The sequence below is a fragment of the Corallococcus sp. AB045 genome (genome assembly GCF_003668895.1).
GTDB lineage: Bacteria > Myxococcota > Myxococcia > Myxococcales > Myxococcaceae > Corallococcus > Corallococcus coralloides.
Window position 1 is genome coordinate 1 of the sequence record NZ_RAWN01000404.1, and the last position, 2,058, is coordinate 2,058.

At 69.6% G+C, this 2,058-nt stretch carries 2 protein-coding genes; one reads left to right on the plus strand and one right to left on the minus strand.

The genetic code is table 11. From position 1 onward, the window contains the following. The first annotated feature begins 194 nt into the window (after positions 1 to 194). Positions 195 to 1,568 (plus strand): TAXI family TRAP transporter solute-binding subunit, encoded by a 1,374-nt coding sequence (locus tag D7Y21_RS41090; RefSeq protein WP_121718605.1) that lies wholly within the window; start codon positions 195 to 197, stop codon positions 1,566 to 1,568. A gap of 62 nt (positions 1,569 to 1,630) precedes the next feature. Here the strand turns inward: D7Y21_RS41090 and D7Y21_RS41095 are convergent, their stop codons facing one another. Then, positions 1,631 to 1,969, minus strand: a complete 339-nt coding sequence (locus D7Y21_RS41095; protein ID WP_120565233.1) for a TerB family tellurite resistance protein — start codon at positions 1,967 to 1,969, stop codon at positions 1,631 to 1,633. Positions 1,970 to 2,058: the final 89 nt, after the last annotated feature.

The following is a 2,058-nucleotide window of genomic DNA, read 5'->3' on the forward strand; positions in this document are numbered from 1 at the left end:
CCCACCACCAGCAAGGACATCACCCACCCGCCGCGCCAACCCATGCCACACCCCTTCAATAAGGCCTGGGAGGGAGGGTGTGTCGCGCAAGGGGTTGCGCCAAGTGCCCCTGGGTCGTGACGTGCTCGCTTGCCTGGACCGACGCGGTGTACGGCGGGGCCCCGCACGGCGTGGTCGGTATACTGCGCGGCTTCATGAAGACGGACACGTTGAAGGCGCAGCTCAAGCGCACGTTGCGGCGCGACCTGTGGTTCGCCGTCGCTCCCGCGACGCTGCTCATCGCGGTGGCGTTCGCGGTGACGTTCTATTTCGTCAAGCCCGCGCCGCCCAAGACCCTGGTGATGGCGCTGGCGCCGGAAGAGGGCGGCTTCAACTACATGGCGAAGCGCTACCAGAAGTTCCTCGCGCAGCACGGGGTGACGCTGGAGCTGCGCAACACGAAGGGCTCCGTGGGCAGCGTGGCGCTGTTGAGCGCGGAGGACAGCGGGGTGGACATCGCCTTCGCTCAGAGCGGCACCACCGGCGGCAAGGGCCAGGAGGTGCCGGAGCACGTGGCGTCACTGGGGAGCCTCTCCTACGTGCCGCTGTGGGTCTTCTACCGGGGCGAGCCCTTGGATGACGTGCGCGGCCTTCAGGGCAAGCGCATCGCTGTGGGGCCCGAGGAGAGCGGCACGCGCGCGCTGGCGATGACGCTGCTCCAGGCGAACAAGGTGGACACGGCGCCCACGGAACTGCTGCCGCTGGACCGGGACGCGGCCATCGACGCGCTGACGCAGGGCAAGGTGGACGCGGTGTTCCTGGTGTCGCCGGCGGAGTCGCCTCGCATCCAGAAGCTGGCCGCGGTGAAGGACGTGCGCCTCTTGAGCTTCAATCGCGCGGAGGCGTACACGCGCCGCTATCCGTACCTGTCGCGCCACGTGCTGCCTCAGGGCGTGTTCGACTTCGCCAAGGACGTGCCGGACCATGACGTGGTGCTGCTCGCGCCCAACGCGCTCCTGCTGGCGAAGGACTCACTGCACCCGGCGCTCGCGTATCTCCTGATGCGTGCGGCCAGTGAGATCAGCGGCACGGCGGGCATCCTGGACAAGACGGGCGAGTTCCCCGCGCCGCTCGCGGCGGGCTTCCCGCTGAGCAGCGAGGCGAAGCGCTACTACGCGACGGGCGTTCCGCTGCTGCAGCGTTACCTGCCCTTCTGGGCGGCGAACCTGGTGGACCGGCTGTGGGTGATGCTGGTGCCCATCATCGCGGTGGTGGTGCCGCTGGGGCGGGCGGTGCCCGCGATGTTCCTGTGGCGGGTCCGCTCACGCATCCACCGGTGGTACGCGCGGCTGAAGGAGATTGAAATCCAGCTGGAGGAGGACCCGGACCAGGAGCTGCTCCAGGCCATGCTCAAGCGGCTGGAGGAGGCCGAGCGCGAGGTGAACCGCATCGCGGTGCCGACCGCCTACGCGGAGAACCTGTACTTCTTCCGCGAGCACGTGGACGTCGTGCGCCGCCGGCTCACCCGCAGGCTGGCGGGCGCGCCCGAGCACAAGGACGGGCACCCGTTGCACGTGACCGCGTCGTGACGTGAGGGCGGTGCGCGGCGGCCTGGGCTTCCGGGCCGCCCGCGCGGCGCCTCCTGAAGGGTTCAGGGGGCGATGCCGAGCAGCTCGCGGATCTGCCGGATCATGGCGATCTCCGATTCGTCCAGGTGGCCGTCTCCAATGACGAGGGCGTGGACCGCGTCGAGCACGGCCTTGGGGTCCTGGCGCAGGACGCTCAGGTTCGGTGGCGGGAGCGGCTGGCCCTCGTGGAGGCAGCGGGTGAGGGCGCTGAGCTCCGTCAGGGGCACGCTGAAGCCGCGTGCGGTTTCGATGATGGCGTCAATCTCCTCGCGGGTGACGCGGTCGTCGCTGGTGGCCACCTGGAGCAGGAGCTTGATGACCTCGATGTGGAACTGGCCTTCAGGGGGCAGCGGGGCAGCCATGTGGGTTGCATCCTCCAAGGATGTCCAGGCTGACCTGCCAGGGGGGGAGCCGTCCAGCCCGGCGTCGTCGCCGCGTCGGGGAGCGGAAA